Below are 18,853 nucleotides of genomic sequence, written 5' to 3'. Positions count from 1 at the left end.
GGCCTTACCACAGTTTCCAAGTCGTCAATAGCATCAGCAGCCCCACCCCAAATACGATGGTGAGGATGTAGCCTTGCGATCGCCCCGATATGCTGTATTTCAAGCTTTCGCCTCCCATCAACGACGCCAGCCCGATACTGTTGACCAAGCCGTCGACAACGTAGCGATCGAACCAGCTACTGGCAAAAGACAACCGCTCAACTAGGCCAACGACGGTAAGGCGATAGAGCTTTTCGGTGTAGAAGTCATAAGCCAGTAAATCTTGCAAAATCCGCAGGGGTTTTTGAGTCGACCGGGCCAAGGCTTGACTCAGCGGCATAGTCGCCCCGATCGCAACTCCCGCGACGCCTGACGCCATTAACAAGACAAACGCCGTCAAGTTGATATATCGCCAAGGCGGTAGCAGATCCATTTGGTGCATCCCTAAGGGCAGCAACAGCGTCACGCCGACCAGCGTTACCATCGGCACAGCCATCGGCCAAGGCACCTCCGGAGCTCGCCGTGTCTTAGGTTGGGCCGAGCCTAAGAAAATCAGGCGAAACACTCGGGTCAGGTTTAAGGCAGTCAGCAAATTCACCAGCAAAAAGACGGCAACCAAAGCGGGCTGTGATTGCCAGAAAAATTCAATGCCCAGGTTGTACCCCCAGAAACAGCCCAAGGGAAAAATGCCAACCATCCCCAATCCGGCGGTGATGTAAGCCACCGTAGTCGCAGGCATCTTGCGGGCTAGGCCCCCTAACTCAGTGAGGTCTTGGCAGTTGGTTGTCAAAATGATCGCCCCGACACTCATGAAAAGGAGCGCTTTAGCGATCGCGTGGGTCAGCAAAATCGTCAGGGCCACCCCCGGCCACTCAGTACCGACAGCGATAAAGACCAGCCCTAAATAAGCACTGGTGGAGTAAGAAAACGTCCGCTTAATATCCACTTGGGCCAGCGCGACCAATGATGCCCCCAGCGCCGTGACCGTGCCAATAAAAACCAGCACATCTAAGGCGATCGGAGACAGCACGACAATCGGCTGTAGACGAATGAGCACATACGCCCCGCAGGTCACCACGACTGAATTGCGCAAAATCGATGCTGGGTTGGGGCCTTCCATCGCCTCGTCTAACCAGAGGTGGAGGGGAAATTGTGCACACTTGCCCGTCGGGCCAGCAATCAGGGCCACTCCCAGCAGCGTGGCCACCAGCGGCGCTAAATCCGCCACCTTCACCCATTCGTACAGGTCATTGAAACGCAAACTCCCTGCAAACGCCGACAGGGCAATCATGCCCATAAGCAGCAGTACATCGCCAATGCGTTTGGTCAAAAAGGCGTCCCGGGCCGCCGTCACTACCAGCGGCTGCGCATACCAAAAACCGACCAGCAAATAGGTCGATAGCGTCAACATCTCCAACAAGGAATAAGACAAGAACAGCGAACTGCTCAAAATCACCCCACTCATCGCCGCTTCAAAAAAGCCCATCAGCCCATAGAAGCGTCCCAAAGCCCAATCTTTTTCTAAATAGCCCAGCGCAAACAGCTGTGCCAAAAAGCTCAAGCCAGTAATCAACAGTACGATGCCCAGACTTAACCGAGAGAGCTCGAAAGACACATGCAGGGTCAAGTCCGTAATTTGGAACCAATCCCAGTTCAGCTCCTGCGCCCCGTGCTGACGGACATATCGAAAGGCTCCGATGCCATGCACAAAGGCCAGCAGCGTCATCACGAGATTGAGATACGCCGCTGGGCGCTGCCCTGTGCGACGAATCAACCCGATCGACCAGGGCAAGGTGGCGATCGCCCCCATCAATCCATAGGCCGGAATCAGCCAGCCACTTTGCATCCAAAAATCTGCCATGGGCCTCTGCGCTTATAGACATTCCCCACCATCACCGCGATCGCCACCAGCTACCAACCCACCCACACAGCCGATGCAGCTTAGTAGCAGCTAGAAACAGACCGTAGCCTCCTACCTCGCGCTCACATTCGGCGCTGAAACAGGACAAAAATCGCTAATTCACCGCTCCAGGCAATGACTCAAAACCCCAAAAAGCGGCCAAATCAGGTAAAGGCTTCAGAGTAAGAATTATGGTTCATCATAACGGAATTTGGATGGCGCTCAAACAGGCGGCTTTCAAGCGTTTGCCGCTTTTGATTCAGCTATAGAAGCATGAACTTTTTCAACAAATTATGACGAACTTGTGAGAGCGATCGAGAGTGCCGACATCAAGCTTGACAACAGCTTGTAAATCAAGCCTGCGGAATATTTCATTAGTCGTATTGATATTTCATATTAAGGACAATCATCGAGGCTTATATTGCCAAGGGTGCAGTGGCCTCATATCCTTGACTTACATGGAGTTTGAGTGGGCCACTTCCGTGCCTACTGGCAAAAGCAGTATTTCTTAATATTGAGTGCGCCAGGCTTGAGGCTCGTAGCGAGTTCAAGCAAGTTGCAGTGGCTCATAGCGTCTTAAGAGGGAGATAACGATAAATGCCTATTGCAGTTGGAATGATTGAAACCAAGGGTTTCCCTGCCGTTGTTGAAGCTGCTGATGCCATGGTGAAAGCAGCCCGGGTAACTTTGGTGGGCTACGAAAAGATTGGCAGTGGCCGAGTCACCGTGATTGTGCGTGGCGACGTTTCTGAGGTGCAGGCTTCGGTTTCTGCTGGGATTGAGTCTGCCAAGCGGGTCAATGGTGGCGAAGTTCTATCGACCCACATCATTGCTCGTCCCCACGAAAACTTGGAGTTTGTGTTGCCGATTCGGTATACCGAAGCCGTAGAGCAGTTTAGAACCTAGGACTGAGTCACGAGTCTGACCAACTAATGGCAGACGGTCTTAGGAAACTGTGCTGTAGGTAACTGGCTAATGATGTCCTCATGGGCAATCACAGTAGCCATTCAAATCCGGCGCGATCGCTGATTGGTACGGGTAAGTGACCGATTCAGCCGTCAAGTTTCCTGAGTGATCGCCATCGTTGTGTCAAAGCTCAGCATGGCGGCAGTTGACTCATCGAGACAGCAGGTGCTGCTGAGTGAGTTGAACGGAGAGCCAGTCCTCATCGTGTTTTCAAGCAAAAGTAATTGATATTGATTCAAAGGAGTTAGCGTTATGGCCATTGCCGTTGGCATGATTGAAACCTTGGGCTTCCCAGCTGTTGTTGAAGCTGCTGATGCCATGGTGAAAGCAGCTCGGGTAACCCTGGTGGGCTATGAGAAAATCGGTAGCGGTCGCGTAACGGTGATCGTGCGGGGAGACGTCTCTGAAGTACAAGCTTCGGTTTCTGCCGGGGTTGAGAATGTGAAGCGAGTGAACGGAGGCCAAGTGCTCTCAACGCACATCATCGCTCGTCCTCACGAAAACCTGGAATTTGTGCTGCCCATCCGTTATACCGAGGCTGTAGAACAGTTCCGCGAGAGCGTTAGTGGTATTCGCCCCTACGGCCGTTAGGTAAACGCTTTTTATGCTTTTGGCTAAAGTTCGCGGCACGGTTGTGAGTACCTGCAAGGAACCGAGTCTCAGTGGCGTCAAGTTTTTGATGGTGCAACTCATCAGTGATACGGGTGAGCCATTACCAGACTATGAGGTCGCCGCTGACGTGGTTGGGGCGGGACCGGGAGAGTGGGTGCTGATTACCCGAGGCAGTGGTGCGCGGGAACATCAGGGTTACCACGATCGTCCGGTTGATGCCGCAGTAATCGCCATTGTCGATACTGTTTCTTTGAGTTCAGGCACGTTGTACAGCAAGCGTGATGATTTCAGTTAAATCCTTCAAGGTCTGAGGGGACGGCCCATACATTTGTGCCGCCCCTTTTGGCCGACCTCGGTGCGCTAGTGCCGCGAGATGGCAGATAAATTAAGGGAGGGATCGGGTTTATGGTGACCCGAAGCGCAGTAGCTCCGCCAACGTCTGAAGCGTCTGGCTCTGGGCGACTAGCATCCGACACGACAGCGATCGTGCACGATTTTGCCGAGGTCGTTGGCGATGTTCGGATTGCAGAGGATGTATTGGTGGCACCCGGTGCCGTCATTCGCGCCGATACAAATGTCGTATTTAGCCTGGGGGCAGGCACGGTCATTCAAGATGGCGTGGTGATCCACGCTTTGCGCGAGGGCCGAGTGCTCGGTGACGATGATAAATCGTACTCCGTATGGCTCGGAGTAAACGTCTGCATTGGTCACAAGGCCATCATTCAGGGGCCAGCTTACATCGGTGACAATGCTTTCGTGGGTTTCCGCTCAACGGTTTTTAATGCCCGCTTGGGGGCTGGCTGCGTCGTCATGATGCACGCCCTAGTGCAGGATGTCGAAATTCCACCCGGCAAACTTGTGCCCTCGGGAGCGGTGATCACGCAGCAAGAGCAAGCCGATCGCCTAGCCGATGCCCAGCCTCAAGATCTCGCCTTTGTCGCAGAACTCAGCACTATTAATCAATCACTGCGGGCAGGCTATGGGCAGGCCGTTATGACGTCCTCGCAGCCATCTGACGTCGCCGATCAGCGCGATCGCTTACCGCTTACCTCTATCGCTCAAGACAACGGAACTAAGATCATGCAACCTCAAAGACTGACGACCGATATCGTTCAACAGGTGCGACAACTGCTCAACCAGGGTTACCAAATTGGCACCGAACATGCCGATGCTCGTCGTTACCGGAGCAACGTTTGGCAAACTTGTAGCCCCATCCAATCTACCCGTGAAGGCGATGTATTAACCGCCCTTGAGGCCTGTTTAGAGGAGCACGCAGGCGAGTATGTGCGGCTATTTGGGATTGACCCAGCGGCAAAGCAGCGGATCGCTACCACCACAATTCAGCGACCTGATGGGAAACCCGTAGCGGTCCAGACTCACGCCGTCCCTACCGCTGGTCATAGCAGTGCGGCCACTAGCTACAGCAGCCCAAATAGTACCAGCGGTAACGGAGGCGGTGATCTGAGCCACCAGATTCGCAACTGGTTAAGCCAAGGCTTCAAAATTGGCTTAGAGCATGCCGATGCCCGCCGTTATCGCAGCAACGTGTGGCAAACCTGTTCACCAGTGCAGGCCGGTGGAGAGCGGGAAGCCATGACCGCAGTCCAAGCTTGTGTCAACGAGCATCCGGGCGAATATATCCGCATGTTTGGGATTGACCCCGTTGCTAAGCGACGCATCTCGCCCGTCACGATTCAGCGACCAGACGGCCCCGCGTCACTGGGGAATACCGGAGGCGGTTCCGCTGCTGCTCCCGCAAGCTACGCCGGCAACGGGGCTGCAGCTGCCCCCAGCGGTCAACTCTCCAGCGAAGCCGTGCAACAGGTTCGGGGATTATTGAGCCAAGGCTTCAAAATTGGCACCGAGCATGCCGACGCCCGCCGCTTCCGCAGCAATGTGTGGCAAACTTGCTCACCGATTGAGGCGACTCGCGAAAGTGAGGTGTTGTCAGCCCTGAATGCTTGTGTGCAAGAGCACGCTGGGGAATATGTGCGCGTTTTTGGCATCGATCCCACCGCGAAAAAACGCTTGGCACCCACTATCATTAACCGCCCCGGCCAAGCAGGCAGCAATGGTCACTCAGCCAGCTACGCCAGCAACAGCGCTCCAGCCTCTAGCGGTTCAACCTACGCCGCAGCCACCGCCCCAGCTAATGGCAGTAGTACCAACGGCCACCACCCTCTTAGCGAGGACGTGGTACAACAGGTGCGGCAGCTCGTCGGGCAAGGCTACCGCATCAGTCTGGAACATGCTGATGTCCGGCGTTACCGCAGTGGCGCTTGGCAAACTGGCGGCATGATTGAGGGACAGAATCCGTCTGCCGTGCTATCGGCTTTGGAATCTGGTTTGGCCTCCCACGCGGGAGAATATGTCCGGCTGGTCGGCATTGATCCTCAAGCCAAACGCCGGGTACTTGAGACCACCATTCAGCGACCCTAGTCAATTTCTTGCATGGTGCAGGCACATGAACAACGAGCAGCAGCCGACTATTACATCGGGGCCAATGTCGAACTTGCCCCGGATGTGGCGATCGCCGCTGGGGTTGTTTTAGAAGCCGCTCCTGATGCTCGGTTAGTCATTGCTTCCGGGGTTTGTCTGGGCTTAGGCGTGATTGTGCAAGCAGCGGGAGGCAAGCTGGTACTGGGGGCCGGTGTCAACTTGGGCAGTGGGGTGTTGGTTGTCGGCCAAGGGTTAGTTGGACCTCATGCTTGTATTGGTGCTGAGAGTTCTTTGCTGAATCCGCAGGTGGCGGCGGGAACAGTGCTACCGGCGCGATCGCTCCACGGTATTCCCGACGCGATCGCCGACAGCCCGGCAGCGAGTAACGGTCAGCCTGCACCGTCAGCTGATTCGGGTGACAACCCAGAAACGACTGACGCATCCGCAACCGAGATCGAACCGAATGGCGCAGCACCAACTACCCCAGAAAGCAATGGCCTCACCCCTAATCGGGTCGTCTATGGCCGTGAGCAGGTGACGCAATTGATGAAGACCCTATTCCCTCATCGCGACGCGCTCAACGACAACGGTCAAAATCCGTCCTGATATAACGATTTAGCTGCAGCTTACCGACACCTACCCGCCGAGTTCCTACAATAAAAGAACGCTCGTCCATACATTCTGCGAGGCCCCGTGATGGTGGCAACTAATTCCAAACAGCTAGCACTGGCAAAACCCTCACCCCATGCTCAGCGATGGGCCTCAAAGTTGAAGGGAGCGGCTCTGGGCATGGTCTCTACCCATAGCTTTCCCGCCGTCGTGGGCACGGCCGATGCCATGCTGAAGTCTTCGGATGTGATGCTCATCGGTTACGAAAAAACTGGCGCGGGGCATTGTACGGCTGTCGTTCGCGGCGGCGTCGCCGATGTGCGGATGGCCGTGGAAGCGGGCACGGCCACCGCTAAACAATTTGGCCAATTTATTTCGTCATCCTTAATTCCTCGGCCGCTGCCGAACCTGGAAGCGGTGCTGCCGATTTGTATGCGTTTGGACGAGCTCGATCGCATCGGTAAAGGGCGCGTCGGGAGCGGTGCCCTCGGTCTCTTAGAAACTCGTGGCTTCCCAGCCATGGTCGGTGCTGCCGACGCCATGACCAAGGCCGCAGAAGTACAAGTCGTAGCCCACCAATCCATTGGCGATGGACTGTGTACAGTGATCATTCGGGGCTCGCTATCGAATGTCGCGATCGCCGTAGAAGCGGGTATGCACGAGGCCGAACGCATCGGCGAACTCCATGCCGTGATGGTCATTCCCCGACCGCTAGATGACCTCGAACAGTCCTTACCCCAAGCGGATGCAGTGGAAACGCAGCAGCCCGTACGCCTGCCCCTCAAGCTTGAAGAAAAAGAGAAAGAATTGGTGGAATTGCCGGAAGCTGCTGCCGCAGAGGTAGCTCAAGAAATGGCAGTCCCCGAACCGACGAAAACGGCAGACCCTCAACCAGCTCCACTCAAGGTCGTGCCTCAACCGCCGCCGCTACAAGAAGGCGAATTGGACTAGGGCTTCGGTGCAGACGTTTTTGCCTGGTTGACTTGCGCCCAGAACGTTTTGATGGTCTGCCAGACATCCTCTAGTAGATCAACTGAGTCGGCATCAAACCAGGCGATCGCCTGCTTACGAAACCAGGTACGCTGGCGTTTGGCAAACTGACGGGTATTTTTGACAATCAATTCCTCGGCCGCTGGTAGTGAATAATTGCCCGCCAGATACCCCAAAATCTCTGCATAGCCCAGAGTTTGCAGAAGGGGTAAATCTTTGCCATATCGCTGGCACAGCTGCTCGACTTCGGCCACTAAACCCTGCTCAATCATCTGCGCTGTCCGTCGTCGAATCCGCGCCGCCAGTGCCTCGATCTCACAATCAAGCCCGATATATAAGATGGGGTAGTCGGGCGGATGCTGGCCTTGCTGAGCCGATAGCGGTCGCCCCGTCACGTAAGCCACCTCTAAAGCGCGGATGGTACGGACAGCATCGTTGGCGTGAATGCGATCGCTTGCTACCGGATCAACTTGCTGCAACATGCTGTAACACTGAGGCTGTCCCAATCGTTGGAGCTGCGATCGCAACTCCGGCTGCGGTGCCACCGGGGGAATCTGCAAACCATCCACCACCGATGAAATATACAGTCCAGTGCCGCCCACCAAACAAGGCACCCGCTCTTGTTCGAGGTGCAGTTGCTGGATTAACGTTTGCGCCGAGCGTTGATATTCCGCGACGGTCATCGTCTCCGTCGGCTCGCGAATATCAATCAAATAATGGGGCGCTTGCGATCGCTCCGTCTGGCTCGGCTTGGCAGTGCCAATATCTAACTCGCGATAAACCAACCGCGAATCAGCACTCAAAATAGCGATCGACAACCGCTCTGCCAGCGCTAACGATAAACCGGTTTTACCCGTTGCCGTCGGCCCAGCGATCGCTAATAGACAACGCGGCAGCATATCATCCATATGTAGCGTAGATCATGCGTACTCTACGACTTCCATCGACAGGGATAGAGCTTGGGAATAACACCCTAGTTTCAAGCATCCCCAGAAAGCACCCTATGCACTGCATTGGAGCGTTTGTGGTAGAATTTTAGGGTATTTTGACTCAAACAATGGTTAAAGGCGCTGAGGCGTCTTTTTGGGAGCAATTAATTTATGGCGAGCAACTATGGTGCTGAGCAGATTCAGGTACTAGAAGGGCTGGAGCCGGTTCGTAAACGACCTGGAATGTACATCGGCAGCACCGGCCCGCGTGGGTTGCATCACCTAGTGTACGAGGTGGTGGATAATTCTGTCGATGAAGCCCTGGCCGGATATTGCTCTCAAATCGAAGTGGTGCTCAATGCCGATGGCTCAGCAACTATTGTCGATGATGGCCGCGGCATCCCTACCGATATCCATCCGCAAACGGGAAAATCAGCCCTGGAAACCGTTTTGACCGTGCTCCACGCCGGCGGGAAGTTTGGCGGGGGCGGCTATAAAGTCTCTGGCGGTCTGCACGGCGTCGGCGTTTCCGTAGTCAATGCCCTATCGGAATGGGTGGAGGTCACTGTCTGGCGCAACCGTAAGCAACACATCCAGCGGTTTGAGCGTGGTCTTCCCATTGGTGACTTGCGGGTGAGTGATAGCGGCAGCGATCGCACCGGCACCGCCATTTCTTTTCTGCCCGACACCATGATTTTCACCACGGGCATTGAGTTTGATTACGATACCCTGGCAGGGCGGTTGCGCGAACTGGCGTACCTTAATGGCGGTGTCAATATCACTTTTACCGATAACCGTCTGGAATTGTTGAAGTCTGATCAGCCGAAGGTGTCGCGCTATCACTACGAAGGCGGCATCAAAGAGTATGTTCAGTACATCAATAACGACAAACAGCCCGTCCACGAAGAAATTGTCTATGTGGAAGGCGAACGCGATGGCGTGCAGGTCGAAGTCGCCCTGCAATGGTGCATCGATGCCTATTCCGATAACCTACTGGGCTTCGCCAACAACATCCGCACCGTCGATGGTGGCACCCACCTGGAAGGTTTGAAGACTGTTCTCACCCGCACACTCAATACCTTTGCGCGCAAGCGTAACAAGCGTAAAGAAAACGAGTCTAACCTCAGCGGTGAAAACATTCGCGAAGGCTTGACAGCAGTCATTTCCGTTAAGGTACCCGAACCAGAGTTTGAAGGCCAGACCAAGACCAAGCTGGGCAACACGGAAGTCCGAGGCATCGTTGATACATTGGTCGGCGAAACGTTGACGGAGTATTTGGACTTTCACCCCAGCGTCGTCGACACCATTTTGGATAAGGCCATTCAAGCCTTTAACGCCGCAGAAGCAGCTAAACGAGCACGAGAACTGGTGCGCCGCAAGTCGGTGCTAGAGTCCTCCACCCTTCCGGGTAAGCTAGCGGACTGCAGCAGCCGTGATCCCGGCGAGTCCGAAATCTTCATTGTGGAAGGAGACTCAGCCGGCGGTAGTGCCAAGCAAGGCCGCGATCGCCGCTTCCAGGCCATCCTGCCGCTGCGAGGCAAGATTCTCAACATTGAGAAAACCGACGACGCCCGGATCTACAAGAACACTGAAATTCAGGCATTGATTACGGCTTTGGGATTAGGCATCAAAGGCGAAGAATTTGACGAATCGCAACTGCGCTATCACCGCATTTGCCTTATGACTGACGCCGACGTCGATGGCGCCCATATTCGGACGCTACTGCTCACCTTCTTTTATCGCTATCAGCGCGCCTTGATTGATCAGGGCTTTGTCTACATTGCCTGTCCGCCGCTCTACAAAATTGAGCGGGGCCGCAATCACTGGTACTGCTATAGCGATCGCGAGCGTGATGAGATTCTCAGAGGCTTCCCCGAAAATGCCAACTACGGCATCCAGCGCTTTAAGGGCTTGGGTGAAATGATGCCTCAGCAGCTGTGGGATACCACGATGAATCCTGAAAGCCGCACCCTGAAGAAAGTTGAAATTGAAGACGCCGCCGAAGCCGATCGCATCTTTACGGTGTTGATGGGCGATCGCGTGGCTCCCCGCCGCGAGTTCATCGAAACTTACGGCCCCAAACTCGACCTCGAAGATCTCGATATTTAAAAAAATTGGACAAATCTTCGTAGCAAACCTTACAGGAAGCTTTGCCCTAAATCCCATCAAGTCCTATGGTGGAAAGCATTAAAACCATGCTAAATCAACCTTTAGGACAATGAAGCGCATAATACTCAGGCAGTATCTCAGCCCAGGATTAGCGATCGGGCTCAGTCTGTCCTTTTTATCCGCCTGCGGCGGCGATCAAGCAGCTAACACAGACGGGACTGGAGATAGTGGTGCAGGCACAGTCACGGTGCTTGGGGTCGTCGTTGGTGAGCAACAAGAAAAATTAGAAGCTGCCTTTGCCCCCTTCGAAGAGGCAACTGGCATCGATGTGGTTTACGAAGGCACTGACGCCTTTGCTACCTTGCTGCCCGTGCGGGTCGAATCCGGTGATGCGCCGGACATTGCCATGTTTCCCCAACCCGGATTGATGGCGGATTTTGCCCAATCGGGACAGCTCATTCCCATCACTTCATTTATGGAAATGGGCGACCTCGAAGCGGCCTACCCCGCTGACTGGATTACCCTCGGTTCCGTCGATGGCGACGTTTACGGCGTCTGGTTTCGGGCCTCGGTGAAAAGTCTCGTTTGGTACAACCCCCAAGCGTTTGAAGCCGCAGGTTACACCATTCCCACCACCTGGGATGAAATGATTGCTCTCAGCGATCAAATCGTGGCCGATGGCAACACACCCTGGTGCCTTGGGATGGAGAGTGGCGATGCCACCGGCTGGGTTGGCACTGACTGGGTAGAAGACATCATGCTGCGGACCGCTGGCCCTGAGGTCTATGACCAATGGATCACCCACGAAATTCCCTTTAATGCCGACCCGGTCACGACTGCATTCACAGAGTTTGGTGAGATTGTGCTCAACCCAGACTACATTTCTGGAGGCACGGTAGGAGCCATCAGCACGCCCTTTGGTGACTCCATTCAAGGGTTATTTGGCGATGAGCCTCGCTGCTTTATGCATCGACAAGCTAATTTTATTGCTAGCTTTTTGCCTGAAGAGGCCGTCCTGGGCGAAAACATCGCAGTATTTCCCCTCCCCGGCATTGATCCCGAATTTGGCACGCCGGTGCTGGTTGCAGGAGATGTCTTTGCCATGTTTAACGACACTCCTGAAGCCCAAGCTTTAATGGAATATCTCACAACCCCCGAAGCGCACGAAGTCTGGGCTGGCTTGGGTGGCTTTATCTCCCCACACAATAATGTGGGTTTAGAGGTCTATCCGGATGAGGTGACGCAACAGCAAGCACAGATTCTGGCAGATGCCGAAATCGTCCGTTTCGACGGGTCGGACATGATGCCTGGTGTCGTGGGCACAGGCACCTTTTGGAGCGGCATTGTGGATTATGTTGGGGGTGAGGACGTCGAGAGCGTGCTAGCTGACATTGAAGCCAGTTGGCCCAGCGAGTAATCAATCCACTCACTGTGAGGGCGTTTGAGGCGCGATCTCCATGCAACCAGCGGCGCGCCTCGCCAGGGCAGCTTAACCGCGATCGCACCTCAGTTCACTTAGCCACATCACCAGCCATCACAGCCACATAAGTGACTGTGATGGTTTTGGTCGGTCATAGGACAATGAGCCGGACTACTCATATAGATATCCATTGAGTCGAGTCATCCAACTGCCGCCCCAGCCACTCAGCCCATTAGTCCTTCCGCTGTCGGCAAGGACAACTTGTCAGACACGCTGCTGGCAAAAATCTTCTGGTTCCGCAAATTAGCCCAGAGACTACACTCGTCATCCGATGCGGTCACGAATACATCGGCACCATGCTGCACCAACTTACAGGCTAGGTGATATAAACGACTGCGCTCCGTAATAGGCGTTTGCCGCAGCCGATAGTAAAGTTCATTTTGAAAATGCACACCATCTTGCAAGCTGTCATTAAACCAAAACTTGAATGGCTGCACTTGACTTTCAGTAACAACTCTAGGTAGCAAAGGTGTAACCTCGCACACTAAATTAATGTGACAGCTAACGCGCAGACGAAACCCCAATGTGATGCTAGAAACCAAAAAGCCGCTGGATAACGTAAATAGTCACGTTCATGACAGCCGCTAAACATGAAACTTACCTTAAGTATTTCGATTTAACTGACCATTTCGTAACACTGGCACAACTTTCATGGAACTTTTATTAAATCGAGTTCTATGCACCTTTACCTTGATAATAACTTGAAGCGCTCTAGCTCATCGCAACAACCATCCAGCGCTGGCCTCGTGCCTAGCAAGCACCCCACTGTCAAAGCCTGGCTCTTCTTAACCTCGATGTCATCTTGCGGGTTTCATGCCTCCACAAGTTCCTGCCCCACGGCAATTGAAGCCTTACAACTCTGAGATGCCCCCTCACATCACTACCAATAGGTGTGAAGTCCGCAACCAAATTGGATTATTGATAAGACTGCTTGATCACAGCAGACTGTAGCAGCGAAACCAGAATATCGTCGGTTAATGGTTGGACCAGAAAACCATCCAAATCGAGAGCGCAGTCATCCTTCTGCCAGCGTGGAGAACCGGATTCAGTGAGGGCAACAATCGTCATCGGCGGAGTTTGCCTCGCCTGGCGTAAAATCCTTACCTGACGCTCAAACCAACTCTGATTTTCACCCACCAAAATGACCAAACACGGATTTTTCTGTTGAGCTTGCTCAACAGCGTGTTCTGCCGAGTTAGCCGTCACAAAAGCACAGTGGTCAGCAAGGCCAGACAACTCTGCCCTGGGAGGTTGATTTTCCTGTTCGTCTAGAACAAGAACGTAATCTTCAAGAAGTTTCATGAATAGACCATCTGTTGGAATTTTCCAGCGGCAAGGTAGCCAGGCATAAACGAGACTCACAGATGCATTGAACTCACAGATGCATTAATTGAGTCACCACCCAAGTTAGCCACCTTGATTGTGGTTGATATGAAGTCCTCAATAGCGTAAATAATTCCTTTTTTTAAGCTTTCACACTACATCCATAGCGCATAAGTGCTTTTATTTTTTTATATCGCCAATAATTTTGTTGAGGTTAAGATTGCGGGATTAACATCTATTTAATACTCAAATTGAATGAATTTGCATTTACGCTCAGCCTAACTAATGCTATCAGTCTGAGTTGATACTGTTAGCTAGCGGAACTCATCATCGCTAACTATCTCAGCGTAGCGTCAATAGTAAATATCTGCGACTGCTCGCTCCAACCCACTCATCAAATCAAGACTATTGCAGTGTTAATCTTTCAGCTTTTTTACAGATGCATCGTAAATATTTATCGCTCTTTCTTAAGCAGGAGTTTACAGGTCTTAGACTTTTGAAGTGTTTGGAATCGAGAATACTTTAACTAATCTTAAGTTTGGGTGTGTACACCACTGACTGCCAAGTATTTGGCGCAGCACAAAGTTGCGGCCAATCAACCAATCGTGTGTGGCGCTACTGATGGCTGGGACGGAGATACGCGATCGCGTGGACTGGGGATTTACAGTCCATCGCAACGAGCGATCGCGATTTATAGAGATGAATGAAGATGTCACCGATGCCAAGGTGACCATGCGTTCTTCTAACCCTTAGCTAAATCTCACCCCAATCATTTGCCATCTTGAGCTGCGCGAGCCTGCAAACTTTTCTCAATGAAGTTGATGATCTTGGTGCCGACGTCAATATTGGTATATTTTTCAATGCCCTCTAACCCCGGTGAGGAGTTAACTTCCATCACCACTGGGCCGTGGTTAGACCGGAGTAGATCAACCCCGGCAATTCTCAGTCCCATCGCCTTAGCGGCCCGCACGGCAGTGCTCCGTTCTTCGGGAGTGAGCTTAGCCTTAGAGGCAGAGCCGCCCCGATGCAAGTTTGAGCGAAACTCTCCAGCCGCTCCTTGACGCTTCATGGACGCGATCACTTTGTCACCCACGACAAAGCAGCGAATATCGGCCCCTTTCGCTTCCTTGATGTATTCCTGCACCAAGATGTTGGCGTCCAGGCCCCGAAAGGCCTCGATCACCGACTTAGCGGCTTGGTAGGTTTCTGCCAGCACGACACCGATGCCCTGGGTACCTTCCAAAAGTTTGATCACAAGGGGGGCACCGCCCACCAGATCGATCAGCCCGTCAATGTCTTGAGTGGAATGGGCAAAGCCAGTGACCGGGAGGCCAATACCTCGCCGTGCCAACAATTGCAAGCTGCTGAGCTTGTCTCGCGATCGCGTGATCGCCTGCGAAGAGTTGGGCGTAAATACCCCCATAATTTCAAACTGCCGCACCACGGCAGCGCCATAAAACGTATTGGAGGCCCCAATGCGCGGAATGATCGCATCGACATCGGTGATCGGAGTGCCTTGATAAAGCACCTTCGGATCGTGGGAAGTAATATCCATGTAACACCGCATGTGGTCGATCACCCGCATTTCATGGCCTAACGCCTCTCCTGCTTCCTTTAATCGACGGGTGGAATAAAGCGTACTGTCACGGGACAAAATGATAATTTTCATGGCAAATCTGGTTCGTCAATCTCATCGGCAGGGGTAGCTTTGCGGCTAAATTGGCTCATCAGGTATGAGCCTCCAGGATCCACTAAAAAGCGACGACGCACGGCTTCGCGACCTAGCAACATGCGAAATCCCATCACATCGCGATTAGTGAGGGTAAGTTCAATGTCCCAAGGCTGCTCTCCCAACGAAATCTGAGTTTTAATCACGGGGCGTTCTTGGGCCTGACCGCCAGAATTACGGATGTGCCGCATTTCCAGCAGCGGGGCGATCGCCGCCACCGTCAGACTCGTCTCCCGCTGCAACGGATGAATTTTGAACCGCACCATCGTCCCTGCTGGTGCTTCTACGTACTCCAGGTCAAAGGCATGGAGCGCTGACGTTCTGGCCCCGGTATCCACCTTGACCTTAATTCGATTGATCCCTAACTGTGGCAAGGTCGCCCATTCACGCCACCCAATCGTGGCTAAGTCATGTGCTGGTGATTCTCTCACGGTGGCCGTTCTGTTCATTGCGAATACGGGCTTTTGCCCTGTCCCATCCTACTCATGGGACGTCATCCACCATCATCCAATTACAAAATTGACAGGAAATGTATTAGCGATCGCTGACCTTTCCCATGCCAGACTCTCGTTTTTCTCTGAAAGCTACAAAACTTAGAATTACCAGCGGGTTGAAGCGTACGTTACAATTGTTAAGATTGACCTTTGTTAAAGGACACTCCGTTACGCGATCGCACTTTTCTACACATCACAGGATTTCCCAGAAATCATGACTCTTCCCATTCGCAACGTTGCTATCATCGCCCACGTTGATCACGGCAAAACCACGCTGGTAGACGCCCTTCTCAAACAGTCCGGCATTTTCCGTGAGGGAGAAGAGATTCCTGACTGCGTGATGGACTCGAACGACCTCGAGCGCGAACGAGGCATCACAATTCTTTCCAAAAACACAGCGGTTCGTTACCAAGACACGCTGATCAATATTGTTGATACCCCTGGTCACGCCGACTTTGGCGGCGAAGTCGAGCGCGTACTCGGCATGGTCGACGGCTGCATTCTAATTGTGGATGCCAACGAAGGTCCCATGCCCCAAACGCGGTTCGTGCTGAAAAAAGCGCTGGAAAAAGGCTTGCGGCCCATTGTCGTGCTGAATAAGATCGACCGTCCCCAAGCGGATCCTCATAACGCCATCAATAAAGTGTTAGACCTCTTTATTGAACTGGGCGCAGACGATGACCAGTGTGAATTTCCTTATCTGTATGCGTCTGGCCTCAGCGAGTTTGCCAAAAAGGAACTCGACGACGAAGACAAAGATATGCAGCCGTTATTCGAAGCCATCTTGGATCATGTGCCGCCGCCAGTGGGCGACCCGGCCAAGCCCTTCCAACTGCAAGTCACCACTCTGGACTATTCAGAATATCTGGGCCGCATCGTCATCGGCAAAATCCACAACGGCACCATTCAAATGGGTCAACAGGCTGTCTTGATTGATCGCGAGGGCAAGCACAACAAGTCTAAAATCACGAAGCTGCTGGGCTTTGAAGGTCTGCAGCGCATCGAAATTGAGGAGGCGAGTGCCGGACAGATTGTGGCGATCGCAGGCTTTGCTGATGCCAATATTGGCGAAACTATTGCCTGTCCCGATGAACCGGAACCCCTGCCGTTGATTAGCGTTGACGAGCCCACCTTGAGCATGACCTTCGCAGTCAATGACTCCCCCTTTGCAGGACAAGAGGGCAAATTCGTTACCTCACGGCAATTGCGCGATCGCCTCATGCGCGAACTCGAAACGAACGTCGCGCTGCGGGTCGAACCCACCGATTCCCCCGATCGCTTCTCCGTGTCGGGCCGAGGCGAACTGCACTTGGGCATTTTGATTGAAAATATGCGCCGCGAAGGTTACGAGTTTCAAGTCTCGCAGCCCCAGGTCATTTATCGAGAAATGAACGGCCAACCCTGCGAGCCCTATGAGCTGGTAGTGCTAGATGTTCCGGAAGATGCCGTCGGTGGCTGTATGGAGCGGCTGGGTCAGCGGCGCGGTGAAATGCAGGATATGCGCGTGACCGGCACCGGGCGATCGACGCTGGAGTTTGTAGTCCCCGCTCGCGGCCTGATTGGCTTCCGGGGCGATTTTATGCGCCTTTCCCGAGGCGAGGGGCTCATGAACCACAGCTTCTTGGAATATCGCCCCATGAGCGGCGAACTCGAAACCCGCCGCAACGGTGTACTCATCGCCTTTGAAGAAGGAACAGCAACCTTCTATGCACTGAAAAATGCCGAGGATCGCGGCGTCTTCTTCATCACTCCCGGCACCAAGGTCTACAAAGGCATGATCATTGGGGAAAACAATCGTCCCCAAGACCTGGAACTGAACGTCTGCAAAACCAAGCAGCTCACCAACCACCGTTCAGCCACGGGCGATGAACTCGTGCAGTTGCAAACGCCGGTCGAGATGAGTCTAGAACGGGCTTTGGAATACATCAGCTCTGATGAGATGGTGGAAGTGACGCCAGAATCGATTCGCCTGCGGAAGATGTCGAAGAAGCTGGTGAAGCGTTAAGGGTCGATACCCGCAACTCACCCATCAGATGCAGACCGGGAAGGGGCTAAGCTCCTTCCCGGTTTCATATTTTGTAGCCTAGAGATGAAGAGCGCGATCGCCTGACTAATTCCCCTAACTGGCCGCAGAGCCAGGATCATGGCGAATATCCAGCGCTTTGCGGGTGACCTCAAGTGCTTCGGCAGCCCGCTTAAGTTTGGCTTCGAGATATTGCTTTTGACTCACTAGCTGACGCAGTTTTTGATTACGGGCGATCGCCTGACTAATTACCCCTAGCTGATCGGGTGGACAATCTTCACACTGCATTTGGCCCTCGGCATCCAGGGTACATAAGCGATATTGGGTCCCTTGGGTTGTGGCGTCGGCTTGGGCCTGTTGTGCCAGTTTTTCCACATATGCGGCCACCTGCTCAGGGTCGCCGTGGCGCAAAATCGCAGCGTGTTCGTCCAGAGCGGTTTGATTCGTCTGACGGTTGGTGGATTCTAACCAGCCATCCACGATGGGGCCAGACATATACAGTGCTTGAATTTCGAGCAGAATATCGCGCAGAGCTTGATGCCAACCGACGATCGCCCCCTGCACGTCTGCCAATAGATCGAGGGCAAGGGCCGCATTGGCGTCATTGCGGTGGCTGCTAAAGCTCGGACGCTGGGCACGAGGGAGCAAAGGTAAAGCGGCTTGCTCTGCTGAAGCCGACTGTTTTACCGCATAAGACACCGAAGCAGTTGGGGTCGCATCCGGCAGGTGATCGCGCTGAGTCGCTTTAGCCGTCGCTGTCGCGGCAGTGATGAAAGCGGGCAAATCGAGGGAAGTGGATTTTGGGGCCATCGCAATTGTCCTGAACTCAGCGTGATTTCACCTTGATGCCACTTGCAGATGTTGCCCTCTCGGTTGCTCAACCAAGTCTCCAGATCATCATTGCTCGTGGCGGGCAGATCACCCAGGCCAGCAGTATTGCCTGTCTGACGAGAATGTTTCAAGTAGATCGGGTCACTAGCGTTGGTCAACATTAGCGATCGCACCTATGAAAAAGTGCCATTCACAGAAGCCAACATCTCCTATAAAAGGATGCAACAAAATGCCTAGAATGCAACAATTTTTTCGAGATTTCTACTAAAGATTACAAATTTGCAGTTCATGTACGATGCGATTTCGACAGAGTGCTGTCGTACCGTTAAGCAAAATTGATCTCCTTGCTTAATGGCCACAAGATTACTCAAGATCATTCAACCGATGACGGCAGACAGTTAAGGCCAATTGCTAAAAACTTGCAGCAAGTTCCCGGAATG

17 protein-coding genes are annotated in these 18,853 nt (G+C 53.3%); 10 read left to right on the top strand and 7 right to left on the bottom strand.

Annotated features, from left to right (window positions below):
* Window positions 1-4 precede the first annotated feature (4 nt).
* Entirely contained in the window at window positions 5-1,840 is a 1,836-nt protein-coding gene (locus tag DYY88_RS16010) for an NAD(P)H-quinone oxidoreductase subunit F (RefSeq protein ID WP_039726335.1), read from the bottom strand.
* A 636-nt stretch (window positions 1,841-2,476) separates the two neighbouring features.
* Here DYY88_RS16010 and DYY88_RS16005 point away from each other — a divergent pair.
* The 6 genes from DYY88_RS16005 to ccmO all read left to right on the top strand — a co-directional run bounded on the left by DYY88_RS16005 (window position 2,477) and on the right by ccmO (window position 7,456).
* Window positions 2,477-2,785: a carbon dioxide-concentrating mechanism protein CcmK gene (locus DYY88_RS16005; protein WP_039726333.1), complete on the top strand. Its 309-nt coding sequence runs from the start codon at window positions 2,477-2,479 to the stop codon at window positions 2,783-2,785.
* Between the two features lie 312 nt (window positions 2,786-3,097).
* Window positions 3,098-3,436, top strand: a complete 339-nt coding sequence (locus tag DYY88_RS16000; protein ID WP_039726332.1) for a carbon dioxide-concentrating mechanism protein CcmK — start codon at window positions 3,098-3,100, stop codon at window positions 3,434-3,436.
* Window positions 3,437-3,449: 13 nt separating this feature from the next.
* Window positions 3,450-3,752, top strand: a complete 303-nt coding sequence (gene ccmL, locus DYY88_RS15995) for a beta-carboxysome shell vertex protein CcmL (protein ID WP_039726331.1) — start codon at window positions 3,450-3,452, stop codon at window positions 3,750-3,752.
* A 110-nt stretch (window positions 3,753-3,862) separates the two neighbouring features.
* Window positions 3,863-5,896 (top strand): RuBisCO small subunit-like domain-containing protein, encoded by a 2,034-nt coding sequence (locus tag DYY88_RS15990; protein WP_039726330.1) that lies wholly within the window; start codon window positions 3,863-3,865, stop codon window positions 5,894-5,896.
* A gap of 12 nt (window positions 5,897-5,908) precedes the next feature.
* On the top strand, window positions 5,909-6,502 hold the full coding sequence (ccmN, locus tag DYY88_RS15985) for a beta-carboxysome scaffolding protein CcmN (RefSeq protein ID WP_052288341.1): 594 nt from the start codon (window positions 5,909-5,911) through the stop codon (window positions 6,500-6,502).
* Window positions 6,503-6,592: 90 nt separating this feature from the next.
* Window positions 6,593-7,456 (top strand): beta-carboxysome assembly protein CcmO, encoded by an 864-nt coding sequence (gene ccmO, locus DYY88_RS15980; protein WP_063776172.1) that lies wholly within the window; start codon window positions 6,593-6,595, stop codon window positions 7,454-7,456.
* On the opposite strand, the gene miaA is transcribed toward ccmO, so the two are convergent.
* On the bottom strand, window positions 7,453-8,403 hold the full coding sequence (gene miaA / locus DYY88_RS15975) for a tRNA (adenosine(37)-N6)-dimethylallyltransferase MiaA (RefSeq protein WP_084607027.1): 951 nt from the start codon (window positions 8,401-8,403) through the stop codon (window positions 7,453-7,455). The two genes, ccmO and miaA, sit on opposite strands and share 4 nt — an antisense overlap.
* Window positions 8,404-8,595: 192 nt before the next feature.
* Between miaA and gyrB the strand changes: the two genes are divergently transcribed.
* Together gyrB and DYY88_RS15965 are read left to right on the top strand one after the other, a co-directional pair.
* On the top strand, window positions 8,596-10,533 hold the full coding sequence (gene gyrB, locus DYY88_RS15970) for a DNA topoisomerase (ATP-hydrolyzing) subunit B (protein WP_039726328.1): 1,938 nt from the start codon (window positions 8,596-8,598) through the stop codon (window positions 10,531-10,533).
* A gap of 109 nt (window positions 10,534-10,642) precedes the next feature.
* On the top strand, window positions 10,643-11,950 hold the full coding sequence (locus DYY88_RS15965; RefSeq protein WP_044151143.1) for an ABC transporter substrate-binding protein: 1,308 nt from the start codon (window positions 10,643-10,645) through the stop codon (window positions 11,948-11,950).
* A 227-nt stretch (window positions 11,951-12,177) separates the two neighbouring features.
* Here DYY88_RS15965 and DYY88_RS15960 read toward each other — a convergent pair whose 3' ends face one another.
* Window positions 12,178-12,450, bottom strand: coding sequence for a hypothetical protein (locus tag DYY88_RS15960; protein ID WP_039726326.1), 273 nt, complete (start codon window positions 12,448-12,450; stop codon window positions 12,178-12,180).
* A gap of 478 nt (window positions 12,451-12,928) precedes the next feature.
* Entirely contained in the window at window positions 12,929-13,375 is a 447-nt protein-coding gene (locus DYY88_RS15955; RefSeq protein WP_130199480.1) for a hypothetical protein, read from the bottom strand.
* A gap of 582 nt (window positions 13,376-13,957) precedes the next feature.
* On the opposite strand from DYY88_RS15955, the gene DYY88_RS24915 reads away from it, so the two are divergent.
* Window positions 13,958-14,089 carry a hypothetical protein gene (locus DYY88_RS24915; protein WP_302849251.1) on the top strand — a complete coding sequence of 44 codons (132 nt, stop codon included), beginning with the start codon at window positions 13,958-13,960 and terminating at the stop codon, window positions 14,087-14,089.
* 16 nt (window positions 14,090-14,105) lie between these two features.
* On the opposite strand, the gene rimK is transcribed toward DYY88_RS24915, so the two are convergent.
* Complete coding sequence (rimK, locus tag DYY88_RS15950) at window positions 14,106-15,005, bottom strand: 30S ribosomal protein S6--L-glutamate ligase (RefSeq protein WP_039726324.1); 900 nt, start codon at window positions 15,003-15,005, stop codon at window positions 14,106-14,108.
* On the bottom strand, window positions 15,002-15,514 hold the full coding sequence (locus tag DYY88_RS15945) for an ATP-dependent zinc protease family protein (RefSeq protein ID WP_044151142.1): 513 nt from the start codon (window positions 15,512-15,514) through the stop codon (window positions 15,002-15,004). Before DYY88_RS15945 ends, rimK begins: the two co-directional genes overlap by 4 nt.
* Before the next feature lie 259 nt (window positions 15,515-15,773).
* Here DYY88_RS15945 and typA point away from each other — a divergent pair, with 259 nt between their 5' ends.
* A complete protein-coding gene (typA, locus tag DYY88_RS15940) occupies window positions 15,774-17,564 on the top strand; it encodes a translational GTPase TypA (protein ID WP_039726323.1) in 1,791 nt (596 codons plus the stop codon).
* A 114-nt stretch (window positions 17,565-17,678) separates the two neighbouring features.
* Here typA and DYY88_RS15935 read toward each other — a convergent pair whose 3' ends face one another.
* Window positions 17,679-18,392, bottom strand: a complete 714-nt coding sequence (locus tag DYY88_RS15935) for a hypothetical protein (protein ID WP_052288340.1) — start codon at window positions 18,390-18,392, stop codon at window positions 17,679-17,681.
* Window positions 18,393-18,853: the final 461 nt, after the last annotated feature.

The organism is Leptolyngbya iicbica LK (assembly GCF_004212215.1).
GTDB lineage: Bacteria > Cyanobacteriota > Cyanobacteriia > Phormidesmidales > Phormidesmidaceae > Halomicronema > Halomicronema iicbica.
Note: the sequence above shows the minus strand (reverse complement) of the source record. Positions and strands in the feature narration are given on the sequence as shown.